Source organism: Pseudomonas marincola (assembly GCF_900116605.1).
GTDB classification, from domain to species: domain Bacteria; phylum Pseudomonadota; class Gammaproteobacteria; order Pseudomonadales; family Pseudomonadaceae; genus Aquipseudomonas; species Aquipseudomonas marincola.
In genome coordinates this window covers 242,331-262,071 of record NZ_FPBC01000002.1, presented here as the reverse complement: position 1 = coordinate 262,071, position 19,741 = coordinate 242,331, and the positions used below count along the sequence as shown (strand labels likewise).

The 19,741-nt window shown below is 59.0% G+C and carries 12 protein-coding genes and 1 pseudogene; 4 read left to right on the top strand and 9 right to left on the bottom strand.

Annotated elements, in window-relative coordinates; translation table 11 throughout:
- Window positions 1-323 precede the first annotated feature (323 nt).
- A complete protein-coding gene (locus BM395_RS05645; RefSeq protein WP_069898075.1) occupies window positions 324-1,907 on the top strand; it encodes a peptide chain release factor 3 in 1,584 nt (527 codons plus the stop codon).
- Between the two features lie 830 nt (window positions 1,908-2,737).
- Here the strand turns inward: BM395_RS05645 and BM395_RS05640 are convergent.
- On the bottom strand, window positions 2,738-3,949 hold the full coding sequence (locus tag BM395_RS05640) for a hypothetical protein (RefSeq protein ID WP_090509611.1): 1,212 nt from the start codon (window positions 3,947-3,949) through the stop codon (window positions 2,738-2,740).
- Between the two features lie 184 nt (window positions 3,950-4,133).
- Between BM395_RS05640 and BM395_RS05635 the strand changes: the two genes are divergently transcribed.
- Window positions 4,134-5,558 carry a chloride channel protein gene (locus tag BM395_RS05635; protein WP_090509608.1) on the top strand — a complete coding sequence of 475 codons (1,425 nt, stop codon included), beginning with the start codon at window positions 4,134-4,136 and terminating at the stop codon, window positions 5,556-5,558.
- A 57-nt stretch (window positions 5,559-5,615) separates the two neighbouring features.
- Complete coding sequence (locus BM395_RS05630; protein WP_090509606.1) at window positions 5,616-6,413, top strand: TatD family hydrolase; 798 nt, start codon at window positions 5,616-5,618, stop codon at window positions 6,411-6,413.
- On the opposite strand, the gene BM395_RS05625 is transcribed toward BM395_RS05630, so the two are convergent.
- Genes BM395_RS05625 through ptsP form a run of 3 tightly spaced genes read right to left on the bottom strand, consistent with a single transcriptional unit; the run spans window position 6,403 to window position 11,999 of the window.
- Window positions 6,403-8,154 carry a PTS fructose-like transporter subunit IIB gene (locus BM395_RS05625; RefSeq protein WP_090509603.1) on the bottom strand — a complete coding sequence of 584 codons (1,752 nt, stop codon included), beginning with the start codon at window positions 8,152-8,154 and terminating at the stop codon, window positions 6,403-6,405. The two genes, BM395_RS05630 and BM395_RS05625, sit on opposite strands and share 11 nt — an antisense overlap.
- A gap of 18 nt (window positions 8,155-8,172) precedes the next feature.
- Window positions 8,173-9,114 (bottom strand): 1-phosphofructokinase, encoded by a 942-nt coding sequence (pfkB, locus tag BM395_RS05620; protein WP_090509600.1) that lies wholly within the window; start codon window positions 9,112-9,114, stop codon window positions 8,173-8,175.
- Window positions 9,114-11,999, bottom strand: a complete 2,886-nt coding sequence (ptsP, locus tag BM395_RS05615) for a phosphoenolpyruvate--protein phosphotransferase (RefSeq protein WP_090509597.1) — start codon at window positions 11,997-11,999, stop codon at window positions 9,114-9,116. The genes pfkB and ptsP overlap by 1 nt, the downstream gene beginning before the upstream one ends.
- 194 nt (window positions 12,000-12,193) lie before the next feature.
- Between ptsP and cra the strand changes: the two genes are divergently transcribed.
- Window positions 12,194-13,183 carry a catabolite repressor/activator gene (gene cra / locus BM395_RS05610; RefSeq protein ID WP_090509594.1) on the top strand — a complete coding sequence of 330 codons (990 nt, stop codon included), beginning with the start codon at window positions 12,194-12,196 and terminating at the stop codon, window positions 13,181-13,183.
- Window positions 13,184-13,201: 18 nt separating this feature from the next.
- On the opposite strand, the gene BM395_RS23825 is transcribed toward cra, so the two are convergent.
- The 5 genes and pseudogenes from BM395_RS23825 to BM395_RS05590 all read right to left on the bottom strand — a co-directional run bounded on the left by BM395_RS23825 (window position 13,202) and on the right by BM395_RS05590 (window position 19,608).
- Window positions 13,202-13,915, bottom strand: coding sequence for a methyl-accepting chemotaxis protein (locus tag BM395_RS23825; protein WP_371850759.1), 714 nt, complete (start codon window positions 13,913-13,915; stop codon window positions 13,202-13,204).
- Window positions 13,916-14,056: 141 nt separating this feature from the next.
- A pseudogene (locus BM395_RS23820) lies at window positions 14,057-14,254 on the bottom strand (HAMP domain-containing protein); the annotation flags it as partial.
- A gap of 1,184 nt (window positions 14,255-15,438) precedes the next feature.
- Window positions 15,439-16,275, bottom strand: a complete 837-nt coding sequence (ampE, locus tag BM395_RS05600) for a regulatory signaling modulator protein AmpE (RefSeq protein ID WP_090509590.1) — start codon at window positions 16,273-16,275, stop codon at window positions 15,439-15,441.
- Window positions 16,272-16,835: a 1,6-anhydro-N-acetylmuramyl-L-alanine amidase AmpD gene (gene ampD / locus BM395_RS05595; protein ID WP_090509586.1), complete on the bottom strand. Its 564-nt coding sequence runs from the start codon at window positions 16,833-16,835 to the stop codon at window positions 16,272-16,274. Before ampD ends, ampE begins: the two co-directional genes overlap by 4 nt.
- A 376-nt stretch (window positions 16,836-17,211) precedes the next feature.
- The gene (locus BM395_RS05590) at window positions 17,212-19,608 is read right to left on the bottom strand and encodes a DUF1631 domain-containing protein (RefSeq protein ID WP_090509583.1); all 2,397 of its coding nucleotides are present in this window, start codon (window positions 19,606-19,608) and stop codon (window positions 17,212-17,214) included.
- Window positions 19,609-19,741: the final 133 nt, after the last annotated feature.

Sequence of the window (19,741 nt, the reverse complement as noted above, 5' to 3'; positions counted from 1 at the left end):
CTATGCGTCACGCAGATCAATCATAAATAAGGCCTTTTTTGACCCTATTTGACGCATTGCTGGTTGAACGTTTTAGATTCAAAACAAAACGTGTTTTATGCTGCACGAATCAGGCTTTTCGACGAAATATCGCTTTGCACCATGACAACTGGATGACGGTGTTTTCATCGGTTTGCGCGTTACTCGAAACCTCCGCTCTCTGCCCCGTCAGGCTACTGATCGGCGATTCCCCAAAAGCTGCTGCTTTTCACGTTATAATTGGCGGTTTTACGGGCCGGCCGTAGTCCGCCCGCCCGCAACCGCATTCAGTCAGGCAAGTACCCATGACCACTCAGGCCGCCGAAGTCGCGAAACGTCGCACGTTCGCCATTATTTCTCACCCCGACGCCGGTAAAACCACGATTACCGAAAAACTGCTGTTGATGGGTAAAGCCATCTCCGTTGCGGGGACCGTTAAATCGCGTAAATCCGACCGCCATGCGACATCCGACTGGATGGAAATGGAAAAGCAGCGTGGTATCTCGATTACCACGTCGGTCATGCAGTTCCCGTATCGCGAACACATGATCAACCTGCTCGACACCCCGGGCCACGAAGACTTCTCGGAAGACACCTACCGCACACTTACTGCGGTGGACAGTGCGCTGATGGTGCTCGACGGCGGTAAAGGGGTTGAGCCGCGCACGATTGCCCTGATGGATGTGTGCCGTTTGCGCGACACGCCGATTGTCAGCTTCGTCAACAAACTCGACCGCGACATTCGTGACCCGATCGAATTGCTCGACGAGATTGAAGCGGTTCTGAAGATCAAGGCGGCGCCGATTACCTGGCCGATTGGTTGCTACCGCGACTTCAAAGGTGTTTACCACCTCAGCGAAGACTACATCATCGTTTACACCGCCGGTCACGGCCACGAGCGCACCGAAACCAAGATCATCAAGAACCTGGATTCTGATGAAGCGCGTGCCCACCTCGGCGATGAGTACGAGCGTTTTGTCGAGCAACTCGAGTTGGTGCAAGGCGCCTGTCACGAGTTCGACCAACAAGAGTTTTTGTCTGGCCAGTTAACACCCGTGTTCTTCGGTACCGCGCTGGGTAACTTTGGTGTCGACCATGTGCTCGACGCAGTTGTGGACTGGGCGCCAAGGCCGCTGCCACGCGCTGCACATGAGCGGGTAATTGAGCCGACCGAAGAGAAATTCAGCGGCTTCGTGTTCAAGATTCAGGCGAACATGGACCCCAAGCACCGCGACCGAATCGCCTTCATGCGTATCTGCTCGGGCAAGTATGAGAAAGGCATGAAGATGCGCCATGCGCGCCTTGGTAAAGATGTGCGCGTGCCTGATGCGTTGACGTTCTTCTCCTCCGAACGTGAGCAGCTTGAAGAAGCCTACGCTGGCGACATTATTGGTTTGCACAACCACGGCACGATTCAGATCGGCGATACCTTCACCGAAGGCGAGAGCATCGGCTTTACCGGTATCCCGCACTTCGCGCCGGAAATGTTCCGTCGTGTGCGCCTCAAAGATCCGCTCAAATCCAAGCAGTTGCGCCAAGGATTGCAGGAGTTGGCCGAAGAAGGTGCAACTCAGGTGTTCTTCCCGGAGCGCAGCAACGACATCATTCTCGGCGCCGTAGGTGTGCTGCAGTTCGACGTGGTTGCCAGCCGCCTTAAGGGCGAATACAAGGTTGAATGCGCTTACGAGCCAATCACCGTCTGGTCGGCGCGTTGGATCGAATGCGACGACAAGAAGAAGCTCGAAGACTTCAAGAACAAGGCCATGGAAAACCTCGCCATCGACGGCGGCGGCCACCTGACCTACCTGGCGCCGACACGGGTCAACTTGTCGCTCATGGAAGAACGCTGGCCAGACATCAAATTCCGCGCCACCCGCGAACACCATTAATCCCCGATGCACCCCGGGTGGCGGCACCAGCCGCCACCCCACCCCGCCGCACCACCGCATTCCCAGCCAAACACCGAACACCCACCCGCCCACGGCACACCCGAACACCCGGACATGCGGAGGATGGATAGCGTGCGCAGCACCGCAATCCGTCATAACAATTCCCGCAACACCACAAAACCCGCGTGAACCCGCACCACCGTCATGTCGGAAGCCGCGACGCGGATTCCAACCTCCACAAAAAACCAACACCGAACACTCGTTGGATGGATAGCGTGCGAAGCACCGCAATCCGTCATGACAATCCCCGAAACGCCACCAACCCCGCGTGAACCCGCACCACCGTCATGTCGGAAGCCGCGACGCGGATTCCAACCTCCATAAAAACCAAATCCCAAAAATCGGAGGATGGATAGCGTGCGAAGCATCGCAATCCGTCATAACAATTCCCGAAACGCCACCAAACCTGCGTGAACCCGCACGACCGCCATGTCGGAAGCCGCGATGCGGATTCCAACCTCCACGACAACCAAATCCAAAAAATCGGAGGATGGATAGCGTGCGAAGCATCGCAATCCGTCATGACAATTCCCGCAACACCACCAAACCCGCGTAAACCCGCACGACCGTCATGTCGGAAGCCGCGACGCGGATTCCAACCTCCACAAAAACCAAATCCAAAAAAATCGGAGGATGGATAGCGTGCGCAGCACCGCAATCCGTCATGACAATTCCGGAAACACCACCAACCCTGCGTGAACCCGCACGACCGTCATGTTGGAAGCCGCGACGCGGATTCCAACCGCCGTCGGTAGGTATAAAAATGTGCGTTACGCCTCGACCGGCTTGGCGAAGATGATCACGATCACGCCGATCAACACGGCGACGGCAAATAACGCGGCACGGCCTTTGTGGCCGTTTTGCCAGGCGGTGTATGCGGCCTGCAAAGATTGCAGGGCGTAAAAGGCGACGAACACTTTCGAGGCGTAGGTGATGATCTCGAAGATATTGGCAAACCAGGTAATGGCAATGGCTACCAAGGCCGTCACCACATTACCGACGCGCACCGACACGTGCTTTTTCGAGGCTTCGCTGAGCAACCCGCCGGCACCATTCATGTCCGCGACCGCGGCAGACAACTGCGACGACAAGGCCGTCAATATCAACAACGGCGCAACCAAAACGCCAATCGGTTTGAGGGTGTCGATAATCGCTGTTTCACTGCCCTGCTTAGGCAAGCCATCGCTGAACTGGCTGGTGATCAGCAGCAGGAATAACAGGTAGATCGCCGTCGCAATCCACTGCGCCCAATGCATGCTGCGCACGCGAACCTTGGCGCTGTATTTGGAGCCCAGATAGCGCGAGGTCTCGAAGCCCTGCACCAGAATCACCAGCCCCAGCAGCACACTGAAAGATTCCCACCCCTGATCGTGACGCTTCACCGCCCAGACCAACTCTGATGACTGCCACGCCTCAAAGTTGACGTACGCCAGCAGCACCAGCAAACCACCGATCAGAGTGAGTTTCAGCGACACCACCCACACCTCAAGGCGCTCCAAACCACTAAGCCCGCCAAACGCGCCCAGCACACCGATCAGGGCAATTACCACGGTGCTGACGGTGCGAATCCAGAACGGATCCAATATCTCGCCCAAACGCAGGCCGAAGGCGGCAAACAAATTGAGGTAATAGGCGACCGAAACGAAATAGGCCAACGCCAGCGCCAAATCAGACAAGCGCTCGAGGCCAAGCTGGAAGTTGCCTGGCTGATCGGCAAGGCGCGGCTCAAGGTAGACGATGTTGTAGCGAATCGCTGCGCCGAACCAGTAGGCCATCCCGCAGAGCGCAAGCATCGCCAACCAGGCCCAGATACCGACTGCATGCGCGAGTATCGGCCCGGCCACCAGAAAGCCCGAACCAATGATCGACGCCAGTGGCGTGACCGTCGCCCGCCACATCGGCAATCGGGTCAGCTTTGGGTTAAACAGAACTACGCCGAGCAATAATGTAGCTACGATCAAAACAACACTGGTTGTTTGCATACGCCCTCGGCGATGACATGGATTGATGGTCGCACGCCTGCTTATGACTGTTGGCAAGCTCTGGCGCGGGCTTGCGGCATTTGCTTTAAAGTAATTTGGTGAAATTTATGGCAAGATGTTACAGCATATTCCAATCAATATTGCCCTCCCGTCAGCCCTTCGCAAAAAGTGGTTCGGACAGCTAATGCCCAGCAGTAAAGAGACACTCGCAGCAAAACCCACCGCTTCACAGCGCTTTCGCGCACGCCGTCGATTCCTGCGGGTATTCCGCCAACGTGCAGCCTTTTGGGTCGGTGCATTGCTGGTCGGCTTGGTCGCGCTGGCGTTCGCATGGCTCGCCGATGAGGCGCATAAATACTTTGAGCTGATGCTCGAAAACAGTAGTTACTGGCCTTGGCTGGTGACGCCGCTGGGCTTTGCCGCGCTGGCGTGGGCAACACAGGGCTGGTTCAGCAACGCCAAGGGCAGTGGTATTCCGCAGGTCATCGCGACGCTGGAGCGTCCGTCCAGTCGCTTTCGCAATCAGGTTCTGTCGCTGCCAATTGCTGCGGTAAAAATGGTGCTATCAGTGCTCGGCCTACTGGTTGGCGCCTCGATTGGCCGTGAAGGGCCAACTGTGCACGTCGGTGCAGCCTTGATGTACACCTTCGGCAGACGCCTGGGCTTGCATGCGCGCAGCGCCGGTTCGGGCTTGATTATCGCCGGGGGCGCAGCGGGGATCGCCGCCGCATTCAACACGCCATTGGCGGGTGTCGTGTTTGCCATCGAAGAACTCAGCCACCGCTTCGAGCAAAGTCTCAACGGTTTGGTGCTGACTGCCGTACTCATCGGCGGCATGGTCACGCTGGGGCTCATGGGCCATTACAGCTACTTCGGTGAACTCAGCGCCGAGCTGCCGTTAAATCGCGACTGGCTGGCCGTGCTGGCCTGCGGCGTGCTGGGTGGTTTGGTTGGCGGCGCTTACTGCCGTCTGGTGTTGCCTGCTAAACGCGGGCCGCTGGCATTGATGGCCGATTGGCGCAGCAAGCATCCGGTTATTTTTGCCGGTATTTGCGGCTTGATCATGGCCTTGCTGGGGCTGATTTCAGGGCAGCATATTTTCGGCACCGGCTATGCCGAAACCAAGGCCATCCTCGAAGGCCAGCCGGTCACCGACCCAAGCTTCATGCTGTGGAAATTCATCGCCAACGTGGTGTCTTATCTGGCCGGGATTCCCGGCGGTTTGTTCTCGCCATCTTTGGCCGTAGGCGCCAGCTTCGCACCGTGGCTGACCGATCTGTTGCCGGGCATCAGCCTGCAAGCGGCGGGTTTGCTAGGCATGGCCGCTTACCTCGCCGGGGTTACGCGCACACCGCTGACCGCCACGGTCATTACCATCGAGCTGTCGCACAGCCAGGACATGGCTTTGCCAATTCTGGCCGCGAGCCTGCTGGCCAGTGCAATATCGGGACGTATTTCGCCGGTACCGCTGTACCGCGCTCTGGCCGAACAAGTGCTCAGTGTCGACCGCGAAGCCACTACGCGCAAACGTCAGAAACGCGAAAGCGAGCGCCTGAAAAAAGCCCAGGAAGCCGAACAACAATCTGCGCCGCAAACACCTGCACCTTGAGCACTCATGCGCCGCGCCTGTTAGGCTAAAACGACTCTGGCCAATTGTGAGCGGCGCATGCGCTTGATCGATACCCACACGCACATCGACTTCCCCGACTTCGACGCTGATCGCGCCGATGTATTGGCGCGCAGCCGTGAACTGGGCGTCGAGCGTATCGTCGTGCTGGGTGTGCATCAGGCCAACTGGCAACGTGTGTGGCAGTTGGTCGAGAGTGACAGCTCGCTATTCGCCGCCTTCGGTCTGCACCCGATTTATCTGGCTGAGCATCAAGAGCAGCACTTGACCGAGTTACGCACCTGGCTGCAACGCCTGCAAGGGCATCCGCATTTGTGCGCGGTGGGTGAAATTGGCCTCGACTACTTCGTCGAGGATCTGGATCGGCAGGCACAGCAACACTGGTTCGAGGCGCAACTGAAACTTGCCGTAGAGTTTAATCTGCCCGCATTGATTCACGTGCGCCGCTCACACGCGGCGACTATCGCCACGCTCAAACGCATCACCCCGAAGCGTGGCGGGATCATTCATGCGTTTGCCGGCAGCTATGAAGAGGCCCGTGAGTACATCAAGCTGGGCTTCAAGCTCGGCCTCGGTGGCGCCCCAACCTGGCCGCAGGCATTGCGCATGCACCGGGTATTGCCGAAACTTCCGCTGGAGTCGATCGTGCTCGAAACCGACTCGCCTGATATGCCGCCCGCGATGTACCCCAATCAGCGCAACAGCCCGGAGCACTTAGCCGATATCTGCCAGGCACTGGCCAGCCATCTGGGTATTTCAGCCGAACAACTGGCAGCTGCCAGCAGCGCCAATGCCGAGCAGTTATTCGGCTGGTCCCACGAGCGTTCTACGACGTAGGCGCGACCGCCAGCTCCTGAGTTTCCGGGCGTTTAAGCAGCGCATAGACGATACCGGTAAGTACGCTGCCTGCGGCGATGGCGAACAGATACAGCCCCGCATGATTGATCGCGTTAGGGATCAGCAGCACGAACAAGCCGCCATGTGGCGCCATCAGCTTGCAACCGAAATACATCGACAGTGCGCCGGTTAATGCACCGCCCGCGATACTGGCGGGAATCACCCGGAACGGGTCTTTCGCAGCGAAGGGAATCGCGCCTTCGGAGATAAAGCACAGCCCCAACACGCCCGCCGCCTTTCCGGCCTCGCGCTCGGTTTGAGCAAAGCGTTTACGCGCCAGCATGCTGGCGATAGCCATGCCTATTGGCGGCACCATGCCGGCGGCCATGGTTGCGGCCATTGGCGCATAACTCTGCGAGGCCAGCAGCCCGACCGAGAATGCGTAAGCGGCTTTGTTGATCGGCCCACCGAGATCCACACACATCATCCCGCCGAGCAACACCCCGAGCAGAATCGCGTTGGTGCTGCCCATGCTGTCGAGAAAGGTGGTCAAGCCGGCGAGCATGCCTGCCACCGGCTTGCCGACGACATAGATCATCACCAGCCCGGTGAATAAACTCGCCAGCAGCGGGATCAGCAGAATCGGTTTCAGCGACTCGATGCTCGACGGCAATTTCAGCCAACGGTTCAAGCCGCGCGCCGCATAACCGGCAATGAAGCCTGCGGCGATACCGCCCAGAAAACCCGCGCCCAATGAGCTGGCCAGCATGCCGCCAATCATGCCCGGCGCAAGGCCCGGCCGGTCGGCAATCGAATAGGCGATGTAACCGGCAAGCATCGGCACCATCAGTTTGAAGGCGCTCTCGCCGCCAATCTGCATGAGTGCAGCGGCAAATGAGCCCTCTTCCTTGAACGCCTCGATGCCGAACACGAATGACAACGCGATCAGCAGGCCACCCGCCACGACCATCGGCAGCATGTACGACACGCCTGTGAGCAAGTGTTTGTACGGCCCGGCTTTGCTGGCAGCGCCTGATGCGTGATTGCCGCCAGCTTGTTCAGAACTGACTGCTGCCGCCATCGGCAGCGCCTCGGCCAGCGCGCGCTCAAGGGTCTGCCGCGGTTGTTTAAGTGCAACGCCGGTGCCGCAACGGAAGATTTTCTTACCGGCAAAGCGCTCGGTATCGACCTCGATATCAGTTGCCAGCAACACCGCATCAGCTTGAGCGATGTCGTCTTCGCTGAGCAGATTCTTCGCCCCGACCGAGCCCCGTGTTTCCACCTTGAGCTGGTAGCCCAGTTGCTCAGCCGCTTGTTGCAGCGCCTCGGCGGCCATAAATGTGTGCGCAACACCGGTCGGGCATGCTGTGACCGCCACCATCCGCACACCGTCAGCCACCTTCACGACCGCCTGAGGTTCTGCAACGACCTCAAGGATTTGGGCATTGGCTTCGGCGTCACGCAAGAATTTTTGCGGGTCTTCAAGGGCGTGAGACGGCGTCGACTGCACTACCCGCTTACCGACAAAGCGCTGCAGCGGCAACTCACCGGTTTTAACCACAACCACCAGATCCGCCTCGGCAATTGCCTGCTCGGTCAGCGGTGAACCAATGGCTTTGGGGTCGTGTACTTCAACCTGAGTGGTCCAGCCGATTTTCTGCGCAGCGGCTTCAAGCAGGCGCGAGCATAAAACGCTGGTGACCATGCCATTCGGGCAGGCTGTAACAATCAGCAAATTCATAAAAGGTAGAGCCTCTTGTTATTCGTTAGGCAGCGGCGTGACACGCACACCCGCCTCGATTCGGGCCAGTTGCTCGCGGTCCTGAATACCAAAGCCCAACTGGGTGACGGCTTGCGCAGCCACCGCAGTGGCCAGGCCCAGGCAACGCTCTGGCGGCCAACCGCTCAACAACCCGTGAACCGTTGCGCCGAGCAGCGAGTCACCCGCGCCCACGGTACTCAATACCGCAACCGCTGGCGGCTGCGCATGCAACGCAATGTTGTCGGCGAACCAGCACACGCCATCCGCGCCAAGCGACAGCAACACATTCTCGACGCCACGTGCATGCACAGCCCTGGCCGCCGCTTGCAAATCGGCCAGCGCCTGCGAGTCAACCGCGCACGCCTCAGCCAGCTCGTGTTCGTTAGGCTTTACCAACCACAGCGGCTGCTTCAAGCCTTCACGCAGGGCTGCGCCACTGGTATCGAGCGCTACCCGCAGTCCCTGATTGATAAGGCTTTGCAGCAACTGAGCGAACCACTCGACACTGATGCCGGGGGCGAGGCTTCCTGCCACGATTACCGCGTCATACTCACGAGCGATTTGCTCAAGCGACGCCAGTAACTGCTGCTGTTGCGCTGGCCCGACGGTAATGCCGGGGCCATTGAGATCGGTGACGCGTCCACTTTGCTCGGCCAGCTTGATGTTGCTGCGCGTCTCGCCGGGCACGCGGATAAAGGCGTCGGTGAAACCGCGTGCAGCAAACAATGCCTCGAACGGCTGGGCATTGGCCTCACCGAGAAAGCCACTCACCGTAACGCTGTGACCGAGATCGGCCAGCACCTGAGCCACATTCAGGCCTTTACCGGCGGCGTGGGTGTTCAATCCCTTGCTGCGATTAACGCTGCCCGGCACCAGAGTTTCGAGGCTTACAGTCACGTCGAGCGCAGGATTGAGGGTGATGGTGAGTATCCGCGCCATCAGTTCGACTCCTCGACCAGTGCGCGCACGCTTGCGGCGCTGTCCTGAACCAGCGCCTGTTGCGCCAATTGCTGGCTGTGCCGCCAGTCGAGTTCACGCACCCGCGCCTTGACCATCGCCACCGAACGCGCAGAAACACTCAATTCATCCACGCCGAGGCCGACCAGCAGCGGCACCGCCAGCATGTCACTGGCCAGCTCGCCGCATACGCCTACCCACTTGCCGTGCGCGTGCGCTGCAACCACCGTCTGGCTGATCAGGCTCAGCACCGCCGGATGCAAGCCATCCGCCTGCGCCGACAATGTCGGGTGATCACGGTCGATGGCCAGTGTGTATTGGGTCAGGTCATTGGTGCCGACGCTGAAAAAGTCCACCTCGCGGGCCAGAATCGGCGCGAGCAAGGCAGCACTTGGCACCTCGATCATGATGCCCAGCTGCAAGTTCGTGACCGGAATTTCTGCACGCACCCGCAAGGCGATATCGCGTGCGGCGCGCCACTCTTCGACGCTGCCCACCATCGGAAACATGACCCGCAGCGGGCGGTCGTCTGCGGAGGCAAATAGCGCCCGCAGCTGAGTTTCGAGAATGTCCGGGCGCTGCAGACTCAGACGAATTCCGCGCACACCCAGGAACGGATTGGTTTCAGCCGGCATCGGCCAATAAGCCAGCGGTTTGTCCCCGCCCACATCCAGCGTACGCACCACCAGCGGCAAACCATTCAGCGTGTCCAGAACCCGCCGGTACTCACGCTCTTGCGTGGCTTGGTCTGGCGCCTTGGCGTGATCCATGAACACCAGTTCGGTGCGCAGCAAGCCGATGCCTTCTGCGCCCAACTCAACGGCCATATCGGTTTCGCTGCTGGCGCCAATATTCGCAGCCACTTCCAGCGCATGGCCGTCACGGGTGACGGCGGGTTTGTAGCGTTCGGCGTGCGCCTGCTGCTGGCGTTGCTGGCTGATTTCGCGCTCGCGCAGCGCCTGCTGCAAAGTCTGCTCGTCTGGCGAGACGCGCACTGAACCGTGGTCGCCGTCGAGCAGTAACGGAGTGCGCTGCGCCAATGCCAGCACCTGCTCACCGGCGCCCACCACGGCGGGAATGCCCAGAGCGCGGGCGATAATTGCACTGTGCGCGGTAGCGCCGCCACGCGCGGTGAGAATGCCGGCGACGCGCTGGCGATTGAGATTGGCGACATCCGAGGGCGCCACTTCTTCCATCACCAACACATAAGGCTCGTCCGGCTCGGCCAGCGGTTTGACCCCGCACAAGCTGGCCAACACGCGCCGGCCAATATCGCGCAAATCGGCCGCGCGCTCGGCGAGCAGCATGTCATGCAGCGCCTCCTGCTGCTTGGCCGCCGCGTCGATTTCGGCACTCCAAGCGGCTTCGGCACTGGCGCCGTCGGCGAGGCGCGCTTGAATATCATCATGCAGCGCCGGGTCACTCAGCATGGCCTGATGCATGCTGAGGATGTCGCGCACGCTGGCTTCCTCACAGGAATCCACCACCGTTTGAATGTCGGCGCTCACCGCCTTTAGCGCCGCCTGCAGGCGCTCACGCTCATGCGCCTCGCCCTGCCCTTGCGCCGGATAATCCAGAGTCTGCGGCACACGCACCAGCGCGGGCCCAATCGCAATACCCGGCGATGCGGCCACGGCGCGCAAACGCGAACCGGCAGCGGGCGCTTCAACCACATAAGCACGCTCGGATGCCAGCGCCTGCTCAACGGTTGCCTGCACCGCCGGCTCGGTGAATACCGGCAGCGGCTCCACTGTCTCGCCCAGCCCTTGCTCGACAGCAGTTTGCAGCGCTGCCAGCGCATCGGCGGCGATGCCCGGCTCGGCGCTGAACTCCAACACCTGCCCACGGCGCGCGCCCAATGCCAGCAACTTGCTCAAACTTTTGGCGGAAACACCCAGACCCGGCTCTTCAGCCAGACGCACGCGAATGTCACCGTCGAACTGCTGGGCAATCTCGCTCAGCACCTTGGCCGGCCGCGCATGTAAGCCGTGCGAGTTGGCCAGGGTGATGGACAAACGCTGCCAGTCCGGCGGCACTTCGCCGCCCAGCGCCTCCAGCACTGTGCGCCTCGACTCAGCCCCACTCAGGGTATCTCCGCGCCCCTCAATCAGCAGATCACACAAACGCTCCAGCAGCTGGCGATGCGCCTCGCCCAAACTGGCCAGACAAAACAACCCCTTAACCGGTTTGCCGTCGCGCTCAAGGCGTTGATCCGGCGTGACAAACGACAAACCCGGCAATTGCACAGCCTGTTCATTGTTCAGCCACCACAAGCCATCGCCCAGCGGCAACGGCTCGGTTTCCATCAAGCGCGGGATAAATGCAGAATCGACGCAGCCGGACTTTTTCAGCAGCCGGGCGCCCTGCCAAACCAGTTCGTCGAAGTCTTCGGCGGGTACATTGAGCCGGATCAACTGGCTGTCCAGCGCCAACTCCTGCGGCGCACCTTGCAACAAGGCGACGATGGTTTCAGCTTCGGTGGCTTGATGCAGGGCCTGGCTCAGATCGCCATCACCCAGCGCCCGTGTGAGTAATTGCAGCAACCGTAAATGCTCATCGGAGCGCGCCGCGATAGCAATTGCCAAGTACACCTGCTGACCATCACCCCAATCCACGCCCTGCGGAAAGTGCATAAGGCGCACGCCGGTCTCAAGCACCTGATCACGGGTATCGGGTGTGCCGTGTGGAATGGCGATGCCCTGACCAAGATAAGTCGAGCCCTGCGCTTCGCGCGCCTGCATGCCGTTCAAATAGCCGGGACGAACCAGCCCGTCATCGCTCAACGTCTGCGCCAACAGGGCCAGCGCTTCCCGTTTATTCGCGGCGCTGCGGCCCATCTGGATCTGTGCGGTATTCAATTCAAGCATTACAGGGCTCCTCGGGGAACGGGCACGCGAGCGCTACCAGCGTGTAGGCTGCGTCGCTCGATGCATGTAGCAAGGATAGTCAGCCTGAAATTTTGCTGAATCGTTTCAGCTAATTGTGGAACATTACCCGAAAATGCTCAATTCTTGAAAGCACCTGAGTCATAATCCTGTCATCAACGTTCAGGAACAGCCCCTTGAAACTTGCCGATATCGCTCGCCTGGCCGAGGTTTCCGTCACCACTGCAAGCTACGTCATCAACGGTCAGGCCGCTAAACGGCGGATTGCCGCGGCGACCGTTGAGCGGGTTCTCGCGGTCGTTGCCCAATACGACTACCGCCCCGACCCGCAAGCCGCCGGGCTGCGCAGCGGCCAAAGCAAGTGCCTCGGTTTTATCCTCCCCGATTTGGAAAACCCCAGTTACGCGCGCATCGCCAAGCTGCTCGAACAAGGCGCCAGAGCCGCGGGCTACCAGTTACTGATTGCCAGCTCCGACGACAACGCGCAAAGCGAACGCCAATTGATCGAACTGTTCCGCTCACGGCGCTGCGACGCACTGATTGTTGCCAGTTGCCTGGCGCAGGATGAGCCGATTTTCGCGCAGCTGATTGAATCCGGCATGCCAGTGATCGCGGTAGACCGCGCACTGGATGCCGCAACAATTCGCTCGGTGGTCAGTGATGATCAGCACGCCGGCGCGCAACTCACGCACACCTTGCTGGCACGCAAGCCACGGCATATCGCCCTGATTGGGGGGCGCGCAGAGCTGGCCATCAGTCAGGCGCGGGAGCTGGGTTTCCGCCAAGCGGTGGCCGGCTCAGATGCGTTAGTCAGCGTGGTCAACGGCGAGCAATTCAGCCGCCCATGCGGCGAGGCGCAAATGCTCAGACTGATAAACAGCGAGCAAGGGCTGCCAGATGCTATCGTCACCACCGCCTATGTTCTGCTCGAAGGCGTGCTGGATGCGCTGCAAAGCGTGGCGCCTAGCCAGAGCCAAGACCTGCAACTGGCGACGTTTGGGGATACCCAATTGCTCGACTTCTTGCCGTGGCGGGTGAACACCATTGCTCAGCAGCACCAGCAGATTGCCGAAAAAGTGCTGTATTGGGCGCTGCAGGCGATAGAGCATAATCACTATTCGCCTGGCATTGAGGCCATTGCGCGAACCCTCAAGATTCGCCAATAGCCTCATCTGCAGTGCGCTTTAAACCCGGAAGGCACCGATCAGCTGCTTGAGTTGCGAGACCTGACTGCTGAGTTCGCGGCTGGCCTGCTCGGTGTGCGCGGCCCCTTGCGCGGTGGTTTCCCCGGCGCTGTTGATCTCGACAATGTTCTGGTCGATATCATGCGCCACCGCTGTTTGCTGCTCGGCGGCGGCGGCAATTTGCTGGTTCTGATCGACGATCATGCCAACCGCCGCCAGAATATTTTCCAGCGCCTGCTGCACCTGACCGGACTCACCGACAGTGCCGTCAGCCATCTGGTGACTCACGCCCATGGTCTTGACCGCTGCGGCAACACCGCTTTGCAGTCGGTCGATCATGTTTTCGATTTCAGCCGTGGACTGCTGCGTACGCTTGGCCAGGCTGCGCACCTCATCGGCAACCACAGCAAAGCCACGACCCTGCTCGCCCGCCCGCGCCGCTTCAATCGCAGCGTTAAGCGCCAGCAAGTTGGTCTGCTCGGCAATGCCCTTGATCACATCCAGCACCTGGCTGATCGAAGCGCTGTCGCTGGCCAACTGATTAATCACGCTTACCGACTGGTCAATTTCTGCTGCCAATCGCTGGATACTGCTGACCTGCGAGCCGACCAGTTCACGGCCGCTCTCGGTCTCCATATTCACACCCTGAGCGCTGCCCACTGCGGCCGCTGCGCTGCGCGCCACTTCTTGCGCGGTCGCAGACATCTGGTTCATGGCGGTGGCGACCTGTTCAATCTGGCTACGCTGCCCGGCAACGGCCTGATTGCTCTGCGCCGACACGCTTTCGACCCGATCAGCCTGACGCTCGACCTCAACCACGGTTTCACCGACGCGCTTGATCAGCTCGCGAATCTTCGCCACTGCGCCATTGAATACCTGGCCCAACTCGGCAATTTCATCGTTGCTCCAGGATTTAAAACTGACTGTCATGTCGCCGGCTGCGACCTGATCCATCGTCCGCCCCAGCGCTTTCAGGCTGCCGCGAATCGAGACATAAAACGCGCTGTAGAGGTAAACAATCAGCACCAGCACCACACCAAGAGCAACGGCCATCAACAGCATGCGGTTAAGGCTGGCTTGCAGGCGCTCTTGCAGGCGCTGGTCGAGGAACTTCAGCACCTCATCATTGAGTGCGTAAGTGCGCTGGATCAGCTCGCTGGTCTGGTCATAAAAGCTCATCCACGGTGTATCCAGCGATTCGGCAATAATCACGCTGTCTTCAAACAGGGCGACACCTTCGCTGATCGACTTTTGGCTTAATTCGGCTTGCGCCTCAAGTGCGCTGCGCACTTGCGGATTGATACTCAGCGCTTGCTGGATATCGACAGAATAAGCGCCTTCCAGCGTCTCCATCGACTCGAGCAAATTCGAGAACGAAGTGGTGTCGACCGAGTTAAGCAAGCCGAGAATCAACGCAGAAGAACCCAATGAACGGCCCTGCGCCAGCTCGGCCGTAACAGCCGGCATACTGGTGGTCAGCAGTTCGGTAAGTTGAAGCACGGCGCGTTCACGATCCTGACTCAAGCCCGCCTGACTGGTCATCAGTTTGATGAGAACGCCGGTCTTGGCCAACACAGCCTGGCTCAGATCGACTTTGCTGCGCAGCGACGGCTCGGCGTCCACCGCTTGCAGGCTGGCCTGCAGAGCATCGCGCTGGGCAACAAACTCTTGCTGTTGCTCGGGCTCAGTGACGAAAGGTTGCAGGCTGACAAGCTGCTCATCAATCGTCTGGCGTGTGCTGCTGATGCGCTGCGCCAGTTCATTGTTGGTAGCACGGGAACGCAGCTCGGCATCAACCCGCAACAGATCGCTGTAACTTTCGAGATTTTGTCGCAACTGCAACGCAGTGTTGAGCACCTCGATGCTGCTACGGGCAATGCGGGTCGCCTGATACTGGTTATACACATCCCGCATCAGGTAGTAATTGGTCACCAGCATGGGCAGAAAAAACAGAATGCTGATTAAACCAAACTTCATACCGAAGCTCAGGCGGTTCATCAGGGCGATGGCCGGATACAACACGGTCTTCACAAGCGCTCTCCACTTTCTAATTATTGTGTTTAGCCTGAACAGGCCTGCCCAACAGACGGCGAAGCAGGGTTCGGTATAACGTTTATCGGCAGGAGGGCTGGTAACTTAAGGCAGGCAACGCGTACTTGGGCGGGCAGCATGCAGGTGCTGAAAGTAGCGCGGTAGAGCGCGGCGACCGGCTTCAGTGCTGGCCGCCGCTGAACACATCAGAAAAATAGCGTGAAAATCGCAAACACCGCGTACCAGAGTACGGCAGCGCGAACCAGTAATTGCCAAAGCTCGTAGAGCGTTTCAACGCCCTCTTCGCCCAGCACTGGCGCAGGCGTGGCACAGGCAGAACGGGCTACATGGCCGAGCAATATTGAGGCATGAATATCCCAGCTCAACAGCTCATGCAGCAGCGCCCGGCTCACGCCTACAAAATTGCCAACCAGCCCTAAACTCAGGGCCAAGGCCCGCGCTGGCAACCAGTCCACAGCATGGCGCAACTGTTCGGCGCGCGCCTGCAAAAGCGGCTGCTCGGCATGTTCAGCCAACAGCGCAATCAGACGATACGCCAATGCGGCCATCGGCCCGAGCAGCGCATACCAGAAGATCACCGCAAAGAAACTCTGAAAACCCTGCCAGATCAGATAGTTCTGCACGCTGTTAAGCAAGCTGTCTTGCGCACTGGCATCAATCCCCAGATCACGCTGCGCAACCAGATAAGCCGCCTCGCTGTCCCCACGCCGCCAGTTATCCCGGAACGGCCCGAGCGCCGCCTGCAAATCCCCACGCCCCAGGCTGTAAATGAGCACCAACAGGTGCAGCGGCAGCAATAACCAGCCGTAAAACACGGCCTGCAAATAGCTCATTGCAACGCCAAGCACGGCCACCGGCAGCACCACCAGCAGAGCAATCGCCAGCCATGCGTTAGTCGCAGAGTCAGGCTTTTGTTGCACCTTGCGCAGCCAGCCCAGCCACAAACCGTCCTGTTGCACGGCACTGCGCCACGCCGAAAACTTCTCGACCCAGACAGCCAACAACAACACCAAAAAACTCATGAATCCTCCTCACTCATCGCCAGTGCTGCACGCAAGCGCGACCAGTCAAACGCCGGCCCCGGATCAGTCTTGCGGCCCGGCGCAATGTCACTGTGGCCGCAAATACGCTCTGGGGTAATCGCCGGATACTCACGCTGCAACTGGCGCGTCAGCGCGATCAGGCTGTGGTACTGCGCATCTGTGAAGGGCAGATCATCGGTGCCTTCGAGCTCGATGCCCAGCGAGAAATCATTACAATTTTCGCGATCGATAAAACACGAAACGCCGGCATGCCAGGCGCGTGAGTTGCAGGAGACAAATTGGGTGACGGCGCCATCGCGCTCGATCAAAAAGTGCGCAGATACCGTCATGCTGGCGATGTCCGCGAAGTACGGATGCTCGTCCGCCTGCAGTCGATTCTGAAAAAACTCCTGCACTTTGCCCGTACCAAACTGGCCCGGCGGCAGGCTGATGTTATGGATAATCAATAAAGAGACTTCACCAAGCGGGCGCTCGTTGAAGTTGTCCGAAGGGCAATGCGCAATGCCGGCGCACCAGCCACTGCTGGGGTCAAGCTGCATAGTGGGCTCCTGAGCAGACCATGGCACCCGCGCCAGTTTTACTGACATTGGGCAATCTGCGTGATGGGCCTACTCTAGAGCAGCGCAGCGCAAAGCAAAAGCCAAACAGGCGACTGTAAGTGATCAGTATGGGTTGACGTTAGTGTGTGGTGGATGTCGGGGATTGAGATGATCGATCGTAGATTATTGGCGGGAATCGTGATGATGGATGAGTAATCGTATGCGTGATCGCAATGACGGATAAATAGTCTTCGTGGAAATCGTCACGACGGATAAATAACCTCGCGGAGATCGCAATGACGGATTGCGGCGGGAGCGCCGCTATCCATCCTCCGCATTTTTCGCGTGTAGCTGCATATGGCTGCGTTTGATTGCTTTAGGAGACGTCTTTCAGGCGGCGCAGGTTGCCGATTACCGATTCCAGCGCGCGGTCGAATAACAGGGCGTCATCGAGCATGCGAATCGACTGACGGCGATATTCTACCGCCAGCCCCATACGGGTCTTTTCCAGCACTTTCATGCCGGTGCGGTTGACGAAGATGTACTTGCCGGTCGGTTTGATCATCGCGGCCAGTTTGCAGCGAACCTTGTGCTCGTCGTCTTCAACCAGCTCGAACCAACTGCCGACACGCAAGGAATCCACCCACTGAAGGCTTTCATCGTCGTCCGGCAAGCTGGGCGGTGGCACTTCGCTGATCGGCTCATCGGGCGCCGACAAAACGATTTCTTCGACGACCTCAACCATCTCGACCGCTTCAAGAATCGGCGCAGGCTCTGGCTCCACTTGCGGCGCGGCTTCAAGCACTGGCGCTGGTTCGGCTTGAGCTTGCTCAGCCTCAGTTTGAACCGGCTCGGGCTCATCAGGTGGCGGCACTTCGAGCAACGCAATACCGGTATCGGTGGTGGCCCGCTCAAACGCAATCACCTGTGCTGGCGCGGCCCGCTCTACGGCTTTCTCTGCCCGGCGAATGCTTTGGATATGCAGGGCTTCAAGCTGAATCAGTAACTCGCCACTGGAGAACGGATCGACCCCCGAGTCGGCCAAACCTTCACGAATGGCTTTCACCAGCGTCGGAATCATTTTAATCAACCGCGCTTGCGTGCCCGGTTCGGTGTGCGGTTGCACGCTCCAGATCAAATCATCCATCAGCGTCAGCGCGCCTTGCCATTCAGCAGACTCGGTGCCACTGCGCAGGCAAATCAGTTGCAATTGCTTGCTCCAGGCTTCCTGCAACAAACGCACGACAACCTGTGGCAGCGTTTTGCCCAGCAGCCGCTGGTTCAGCACTTCTTCAACCTGACCGCGGGCAACCTCAACGCGCGCAGCGCCCTCTTCGGCGTCACGCATGCGCTGTTCAAGCCGCTCGCTGCGGCGGCGCTCATGGTCACTGAAGGCGATGAAATCTTCGAGCAACTCGGCAAAAATCTGCGGATCATCGACAAATTCGTTCAGCAGTCGCTGCACAACCTGTTCGATTTTCTTGTACAGGCTGTCGCGGCGGGCGTTGTCATGCTCCACCCAACCCAGCGCCGCCGATGCAATTTCATTGAGCAAGCGCCGCGCCGGATGACTCCCACGGCTGAAGAACGTCTTGTCCAGCACCGCGACCTTGAGCATCGGAATTTGTAGACGCGCGATCAACGCCTTAAGCGAGCCCGGCAAGGTACGGTCATCGAGAATAAATTCGAAGAGCATCGACACCAGGTTGATTACATCCTCATCAACCTCACCCACCACGCGGTTCTTGCCGCTCTTCTGGCTGGCGCGGCTGAGCAAGGTATCGAGTTGCCCGCGAAGGTCGACACTCTGCTCAGCCGAGTCGGGCTGACGCTGCTGCATATAAGAGAGCAGGCGCAATAAATCATTGGAGCTGATCGGCTGCGCATCTGTTTGGGCCGCTCGGGCGACCGGCTGCACAGCCCGAACCTGCGACAGAAGCCCCTGCAATACGCTGAACACTTCCTGCACATTTTCGCCAGCAAAACCGGAGCTTGCCCCCTCGGCTTGTTCACCGTCACCGGACAAGGCAGAAGTACTTGATGCAGATGAGGCGCGCACCGGCTTGCGTTGCGGCTGCACAGATTTGAGTTCGGGCAGCACGCCAGCGGCGATCAATTGGCGATTGGCCTCGGCATAGAGCTGGTCGATATCCGCCAGTACATAGCGCTCGAACAACTTGAGGATAATCAGTTTGACGCGAATCTCGACACCAAGGATCGCGCTAGCCGCAACAAAGCCTTCACACAGCGCGTAAGGGCCCATCGGGTTGGTGCGGTTATCAATTTTTTTACTGACCATCGCATTAATGCGCGTGGTCAGATGACTCAGAGCAGGGCCGCCGCGATTGGTCACTTTGGCGACCATCACATCTATCGCAACCGACTGCTCAAGCTCGTCGTTTTGAACCAGCGAAAGGCTGTCGTAGTTGACCGAATCAATCTCGGGCATCTTTGCTGGCGAGAGCTGATTGAGGCCAGCAAAGGAGTCGTGCATGGATTGCAGCAGCGCGCGCTCAATGTTTTTGCGCTTTAAGCGTAAGTCGCGCATGGCCTCGAAAAAAGCTTGCTGCTCGGTGTCGCTTGAGGCGCGGTCGGCAATGGCGAACAGCGAGTCGTCGGCATTGTCGAACAGTTCCTGCAATGCCTGACGCACATGCAGCACAGCTTGCTCCCGCACCTCAATAAGGGCGTTAGGAAGGCGTGTTTGTTGTGCATCTTTGGATGGCTCGGGTTGCTGTTTTTTCAGCGTAACCACGTTGGCATCGCTCGTCATTGCGGGTCTCCTGCAAGCCCAACAGTCCTAAAAGCTGCTGTCCTTGCAACCTCATCTACACGCTGATCCGGCGAAAAGCCAAAAGCGTGACGTCAATTTTCGATCAGTATTTATACACTATAACGATCATTTA

Bases quoted from the DNA above. Each gene is read 5' to 3' on its own strand.
- BM395_RS05645 (WP_069898075.1), top strand. From the start codon at position 324: ATGACCACTCAGGCCGCCGAAGTCGCGAAACGTCGCACGTTCGCCATT.
- BM395_RS05640 (WP_090509611.1), bottom strand. From the start codon at position 3,949: ATGCAAACAACCAGTGTTGTTTTGATCGTAGCTACATTATTGCTCGGC.
- BM395_RS05635 (WP_090509608.1), top strand. From the start codon at position 4,134: ATGCCCAGCAGTAAAGAGACACTCGCAGCAAAACCCACCGCTTCACAG.
- BM395_RS05630 (WP_090509606.1), top strand. From the start codon at position 5,616: ATGCGCTTGATCGATACCCACACGCACATCGACTTCCCCGACTTCGAC.
- BM395_RS05625 (WP_090509603.1), bottom strand. From the start codon at position 8,154: ATGAATTTGCTGATTGTTACAGCCTGCCCGAATGGCATGGTCACCAGC.
- pfkB (WP_090509600.1), bottom strand. From the start codon at position 9,114: ATGGCGCGGATACTCACCATCACCCTCAATCCTGCGCTCGACGTGACT.
- ptsP (WP_090509597.1), bottom strand. From the start codon at position 11,999: ATGCTTGAATTGAATACCGCACAGATCCAGATGGGCCGCAGCGCCGCG.
- BM395_RS23825 (WP_371850759.1), bottom strand. From the start codon at position 13,915: ATGAACCAGATGTCTGCGACCGCGCAAGAAGTGGCGCGCAGCGCAGCG.
- ampE (WP_090509590.1), bottom strand. From the start codon at position 16,275: ATGAGTTTTTTGGTGTTGTTGTTGGCTGTCTGGGTCGAGAAGTTTTCG.
- ampD (WP_090509586.1), bottom strand. From the start codon at position 16,835: ATGCAGCTTGACCCCAGCAGTGGCTGGTGCGCCGGCATTGCGCATTGC.
- BM395_RS05590 (WP_090509583.1), bottom strand. From the start codon at position 19,608: ATGACGAGCGATGCCAACGTGGTTACGCTGAAAAAACAGCAACCCGAG.